General features: G+C 57.5%; 5 protein-coding genes and 2 tRNA genes. 2 read left to right on the top strand and 5 right to left on the bottom strand.

The window, feature by feature from the left end; genetic code table 11:
* Positions 1-125: 125 nt before the first annotated feature.
* The 5 genes from msrB to BIS10_RS16960 form a co-directional block, all read right to left on the bottom strand.
* Positions 126-524, bottom strand: coding sequence for a peptide-methionine (R)-S-oxide reductase MsrB (gene msrB / locus BIS10_RS16980; protein WP_083026567.1), 399 nt, complete (start codon positions 522-524; stop codon positions 126-128).
* A 147-nt stretch (positions 525-671) separates the two neighbouring features.
* Entirely contained in the window at positions 672-2,258 is a 1,587-nt protein-coding gene (locus BIS10_RS16975) for a gamma-glutamyltransferase family protein (protein ID WP_253507043.1), read from the bottom strand.
* A gap of 27 nt (positions 2,259-2,285) precedes the next feature.
* Positions 2,286-3,611, bottom strand: coding sequence for a TRAP transporter large permease subunit (locus tag BIS10_RS16970; RefSeq protein WP_062373659.1), 1,326 nt, complete (start codon positions 3,609-3,611; stop codon positions 2,286-2,288).
* A 3-nt stretch (positions 3,612-3,614) separates the two neighbouring features.
* On the bottom strand, positions 3,615-4,124 hold the full coding sequence (locus BIS10_RS16965) for a TRAP transporter small permease subunit (RefSeq protein WP_083026565.1): 510 nt from the start codon (positions 4,122-4,124) through the stop codon (positions 3,615-3,617).
* 1 nt (position 4,125) lies between these two features.
* The gene (locus BIS10_RS16960; protein WP_253507040.1) at positions 4,126-5,229 is read right to left on the bottom strand and encodes a TRAP transporter substrate-binding protein; all 1,104 of its coding nucleotides are present in this window, start codon (positions 5,227-5,229) and stop codon (positions 4,126-4,128) included.
* Positions 5,230-5,592: 363 nt separating this feature from the next.
* On the opposite strand from BIS10_RS16960, the gene BIS10_RS16955 reads away from it, so the two are divergent.
* Positions 5,593-5,668, top strand: a tRNA-Glu gene (locus BIS10_RS16955).
* A gap of 25 nt (positions 5,669-5,693) precedes the next feature.
* Positions 5,694-5,768, top strand: a tRNA-Gly gene (locus BIS10_RS16950).
* The last annotated feature ends 24 nt before the right edge of the window (positions 5,769-5,792 follow it).

Below are 5,792 nucleotides of genomic sequence, written 5' to 3'. Positions count from 1 at the left end.
TTGTTCATATGTCCGGGGAACCAGCCGAGCATGGGTTTCTCCTACAAGCGCAAAAATACAAGCATAAAAAAGCGGGCGACCATTCTAGCAGATGGTGCCCGCCTTGCCGTGCTTCCTTTCAGGGGTTACTCGTCAGGGTGAAACTCTAACGAGACCGAGTTGATGCAGTAGCGCAAGCCGGTGGTGTCTGGCGGTCCATCGGGAAATACGTGGCCTAGGTGGGCATCGCAGTGGGAACACACCACTTCGGTACGAATCATGCCGTGGGTGGTGTCGCGGTTCTCTTCTACGCTGCGGGCACCTAACGGGCGGTCAAAGCTTGGCCAACCGCAGCCCGCATCGAATTTGTGCTCGTTTTCAAATAGCGGCGCGTGGCAGCAAACACAGTGATAGATACCTTGGGCATCGCTCACTTGGTAGTCACCGGTAAACGGCCGTTCGGTGCCTTTCTCCCGTGCAACCCGGTACTGCTCTGGGGTGAGCTGCTTGCGCCATTCGTCGGGGGATTTTTCTATTTTCGCCATGGGGGTCTCCTCTCCCTCTGGTTACCGTTAATCAGAGGCTTACTTGGCAGACTAGCCTATCACCGTTAGGCCGTCTTATGGCTAATGACAATAGGCTGCCTGCCCAAGTTCAGCATGTGCGGAAGTGGCAAAATCCGCCAGTGGGCTTTATACGCTCGCAGCACCGCCGTTGCTGCGAGGGTCGTGAGCGCTCTCAATCAGCCCGTCTGGGTGGCGCACAATGCCGCCTGCGTGGCCCATGGTGTCGCTGAAGGCCTCGGGCAGTACTTCTACGTCGTGGCCTGCGGTGGCAAGTGCGCTCACTAAGCGGTCATCAAAGCGCTCTTCTAACTTCAGGTTGGTGCTGGACTCTCCCCAGGTGCGGCCTAATAGCCAGCGCGGTGCGGTGACTGCCTGCTGCAGCGGCATGCCGTGTAGCGCGTAGCGGGAGAACACCGCTGCCTGGGTTTGTGGCTGGCCTTCGCCGCCCATGGTGCCGTACACCATGGTGCGACCATCGTTAAACAGCGCCAGCGCCGGGTTAAGCGTATGGAAGGGTTTGCGACCAGGGGCTAAGCCGCGTAAATCGTCTGGGTTGAGAGAAAAGCTAATGCCGCGGTTTTGCCACAGCACGCCGCTTTCAGGCAGCACCACGCCGCTACCAAACTCCCAGTAGATGCTCTGAATAAAGCTCACCGAGCGGCCTTCGCTGTCGATAGTGCCCATCCAAATAGTATCGCCGGGCGCGGGTTCATAGGGCCAAGGCAGCGCCTGGGCAGGGTTAATTTCGGCGGCTTCTGCACCAATGCGCTCTTCGCTGAGCAGTTCTTGCAGCGGCGTGGGCACTCGGTGTGGGTCGGTGACGTAGCGGTCGCGCAGCATAAAGGCGCGTTTGGTGGCTTCAATTAACCCGTGCAGGTGGTCAAAGCCGTTGGGCTCGGCGGCTTTAATGCGCTCGTAAATGCCCAAAATCATCAGCGACGCCATGCCTTGCGTCGGTGCGGGCAGGTTATACAGCGTAGCGTCATTGAGTTGTACGTGCAGCGGTGTGACTTGCTGAGCGCGGTAAGCGTGAAAATCGTCTAGGCGCAGCGGGCTGCCTAGAGCCTCTAAATCCTTCGCCATGCTGGCGGCAAGCTCGCCACGGTAGAAATCATCCAGCCCGGCACTGGCCAAGCGCTTTAACGTATTGGCCAAGCGCGGCTGGCGCAGGCGCTCGCCTTCACGGGGAACTTGGCCGTTAAGCAGCAGCGCATCGCTAAAGCCGGGGCTTTGGCTCAGGCGTTCCAGGTGTTTGGCGGTGAGCGTTTCCTGGCTTTGAGAAACAGCAATGCCCTCATCGGCATGGCGAATGGCATCGGCCAGCAGCGTGGGCAGCGGCAGTGCTTTACCCCAGCCTGCCGCTACGTTGAGCGCTTCCTGCCAGCCGCTAGTAGTGCCCGCCATGGTAAGCGCGGCTTTTGGCCCACGTTCAGGGATCTGCGACTCGCCTGCGTAAAAATCACGGTTGGCGAGTTGGGCGGCAGGGCCGCAGGCGTCGATGGCCACTGGTGCTTTGCCTGGCTCGTGAATCAGCCAAAAGCCATCGCCCCCCAAGGCATTCATATGCGGGTAGACCACGGCGATGGCCGCCGCCGCGGCGACCATGGCTTCGACGGCATTGCCGCCTTGCTTTAATACATCGCGACCGGCGCTCGCGGCAAGGTGGTGCGGCGCGACACAGCTGCCGCCGTAACTACGTTGGGTATGGAGCATTGAAAAGTCCTTTGTTATTGGTTGTGGTTACCAGCCAATGGCGTTAGGCAGCCACGTGGCAATGCTTGGAAAGATAAACACCAGCGCCACGGCTAAAAACTGTAGCCCGATAAACGGCAGCGCCCCTTTGTAGATATCTAGGGTGGAGACTTCTTTAGGCGCCACGCCTTTCAAGAAAAACAGCGACCAGCCAAACGGTGGAGTAAGAAACGACGTTTGTAGCACCAGCCCCACCAAAATGCCCAGCCACACCATATCCACGCCCATCTGCACGAAGAAGGGTAAAAAGAGCGGCAGGGCGATATAGCTAATCTCAATCCACTCCAGGAAAAAGCCAAGTACAAACATCAGCAGCAGCATGAACAGCAGGGCGCTGACTTCTCCACCGGGCACCCACTCAAACATCCGTGCGACCAAGTGCTCGCCGCCCAAGCCCCGGAACGCGAGGCCGAACACCTGAGCGCTGATCAAAATAAAGAACACCATGGCGGAGATCACCAAGGTGGCTTTGGCCACTTCGCTCAACAGCGATACGGTTAAGCGTCCCGAGCAGGCAACAAACACAAGCGCCCCCAGCGCGCCCATTGCGGCGGCTTCGGTTGGGGCGGCAATACCGCCAATGATGGAACCCAAGACCGCGAATACTAGCCCTACCGGTGGGCCGACCACGGTGACCACTTTATACAGCAGCCGTTTCTTGCTGAGCTGGGCCCGCTCTTCAGCGGGAATGGGCGGCATCATGCCAGGGTAGAGTTGGGCTACCACTAAAATTGCCACGATGTAGATGCCTGCCAGCGCCAAGCCAGGCACCATCGCGGCGGCAAACATAGTACCAACAGATTCGCCGAGGATTTCTGCTAAGAGAATCAGTACCAAACTAGGAGGGATAATTTGCCCCAGCGTACCTGATGCGCAGATCATGCCGGTGGCCAAGGTTTTGGGATAGCCGCGGCGCAGCAAGGTAGGCAGGGTGAGCAGGCCAAGTGTGACGATGGTGGCACCCACGATACCGGTGGCCGCTCCTAACAGTACACCCACGAAAATAATCGCCACGCCCATACCGCCGGAAATCCCGCCGAACAGGTGGCCAATCACATCGATTAACTCTTCGGCCAGTTTCGACTTCTCTAGCATGACCCCCATAAATACGAATAGCGGTATCGCCATAAAGGTGTAGTTCGTCACTACCCCATAAATGCGTGACGGCAACAGGTTGAACAGCATTGGGCCAAAGCCCAAATAGCCAAACACAAAGGCGGTGACGGCAATACTGATGGCCACCGGTATACCAATGATCAGCAGCACAAAAAAGGCGGCGATCATACCGATCGCGAGCCACTCATTAGGAGACATGCGTTATTCACCTCGGCTTGGAAGGGCAAACCCTTGGCGCAGCGCGTGGGCCAAGCCCTGCATTGCCAATAAGAGAAAGCCAAAGGGGATCAGGGCTTTGAGCACCCAGCGAAGCGGTAGGCCGCCAGGGTTGGGGGAAGCTTCGTTACGTAGGTAGGACTGTTCCACCCAGGGCAGCGTGAGCCAAGCGATATACAGCCCCATGGCGAGCAGCAGCAGGCCACCAATCACTTCAATTACCCGCTGTAGCGCCACTGGGAAGCGCTCATAAAACACATCGACCCGCACCTGTTCGCCCATAAACAGCAGATACGACATACCAAACAGAGCAATGGGGGAGATTAAGTGCCACTGCAGCTCTTGAAGCCATACGGCACCAATGCTGAAAAAGTAGCGCATCACCACATCGCCTGCGACCAGGGCCACTAGTACCACGCAGGTCCAAGCGGCGATCCAGCCAAACAGCCGGACCACCGCCTCGATCCCGTGGACAACACGTTCCACGGCTTGCATATCACACCCCGATAATGTCGTTTAACCAAGCACGTTCGCTGGCGCCTGCCCAGCGGTCATGGTTGGCCTTAAAGGCCATGTAGCTATCGTGTACTTTGCGCACCAGTGGATCGGCGTTGGCTTCTGTGGCCAGTGTGTCCATGGTGGCTTCGCGCAGGGCGCTCACTACGGGTTCCGGCAGCATGCTGGCGGTCACGCCGTGGTTATCAACAAGGTCGGTCATTGCTTCGCCGTTCACCGCTTCTGACCACGTCACGCTTTCCAGACAGGCTGCCATACAGGCGCTCTTCACGATCATCTTCAGGTCATCAGGCAGTTCGTCCCAGTGCTGCTTGGAAATCAGCAGCTCGCCGGTGGTGGAAGGTTCGTGCCAGCCGGTGGTGTGGTAGAACTTGGCCGCATTTTGCAGCCCCATGCGGCGGTCCTGGTAAGGGCCAACGAATTCAGCGGCGTCAATCACGCCACGCTCCAGCGCTGGGAAAATTTCACCGCCGGGCAGTACACGGGCATCGACCCCCAGCGCTGAGTACACCTTGCCTGCCAGGCCGGGTACGCGCATGCGCAGGCCGTTCAATTGGCCGATGTCTTCAATCGGCTCGCGGAACCAGCCGGTCATCTGCACGCCGGTGTTGTTGAGCGGCAGAGCGATCATGCCGTAGGGCGCGTAGACCTCTTCCCATAGCTCCAAGCCGCCGCCGTGGTACAGCCAGGCCATGTGGCCCATAAAACTCATACCGAAGGGCACGGTGGTGAAGTACTGGGCAGCGAACGTAGTGCCCGACCAGAAGTAGCTGTTGGCCGCGTTCATTTGAATCGTGCCGCTTTGCACCGCCTCGAACCCTTCCAATGCAGGAATCAGTTCACCCGCAGAAAAGTGCTGAATGTTTAAACGCCCGCCAGACATGGCGTTAATTTTGGCAATCACATCGGTGGGGCTGCCGGGGCCTTCTACATAGAAAGGTGAGCCGGGGCTGTAGGCGTTGGTCATGCGCCAGTTAAACCGTTCGGAAGACTGGGCTTTCGCAATAGAGGGTGCGCCCAGCACCAAGCCAGCGGTGGAGGTGAGCGCAGCGGTGGTGAGGAATTTGCGACGGGTAAAGGACATAAGGCACCTCAAGCAGTCAGGAGTAAACGAGGGTTAGCAAATAAGACACGTCGTTTGTTCACTAACGAAGTTGCAAGGGGCGTGCCAAAAAATCGATTTTATTCAAAATGAAAGATTTTTAGCGGTTTGTCGTTACTTTAGAGAGGGGATTACCTAACCGCAGCTGACATTGGAAAAAGCCGATGCACCGCAATGATGCGAGATAGAGGTGAAAAAAGCAGCGCCCGGCACTATGATTGCGCACGCAAGGCGCGCGATGATAAATCCTCAAATCGTCATCCAATCAACGTTTTGATATCAGAGTGCTTGACAGCTAGATGAGGTCTGGGTAACATACGCGCCACCTCGACGAGGCAATGAAACGTCCCATTCGTCTAGTGGTCTAGGACACCGCCCTTTCACGGCGGTAACAAGGGTTCGAACCCCTTATGGGACGCCACTTAAATCGTTAAGGTATCGGAGTTGCGGGAATAGCTCAGTGGTAGAGCATCGCCTTGCCAAGGCGAGGGTCGAGAGTTCGAATCTCTTTTCCCGCTCCAGCACGTCCCATTCGTCTAGTGGTC

The organism is Halomonas sp. 707B3, from assembly GCF_024158645.1.
Lineage (GTDB): Bacteria > Pseudomonadota > Gammaproteobacteria > Pseudomonadales > Halomonadaceae > Vreelandella > Vreelandella lionensis.
This window is presented reverse-complemented; position numbering and strand designations above follow the sequence as displayed.

Bases quoted from the DNA above. Each gene is read 5' to 3' on its own strand.
- BIS10_RS16960 (WP_253507040.1), bottom strand. From the start codon at position 5,229: ATGTCCTTTACCCGTCGCAAATTCCTCACCACCGCTGCGCTCACCTCC.
- BIS10_RS16970 (WP_062373659.1), bottom strand. From the start codon at position 3,611: ATGTCTCCTAATGAGTGGCTCGCGATCGGTATGATCGCCGCCTTTTTT.
- msrB (WP_083026567.1), bottom strand. From the start codon at position 524: ATGGCGAAAATAGAAAAATCCCCCGACGAATGGCGCAAGCAGCTCACC.
- BIS10_RS16975 (WP_253507043.1), bottom strand. From the start codon at position 2,258: ATGCTCCATACCCAACGTAGTTACGGCGGCAGCTGTGTCGCGCCGCAC.
- BIS10_RS16965 (WP_083026565.1), bottom strand. From the start codon at position 4,124: ATGCAAGCCGTGGAACGTGTTGTCCACGGGATCGAGGCGGTGGTCCGG.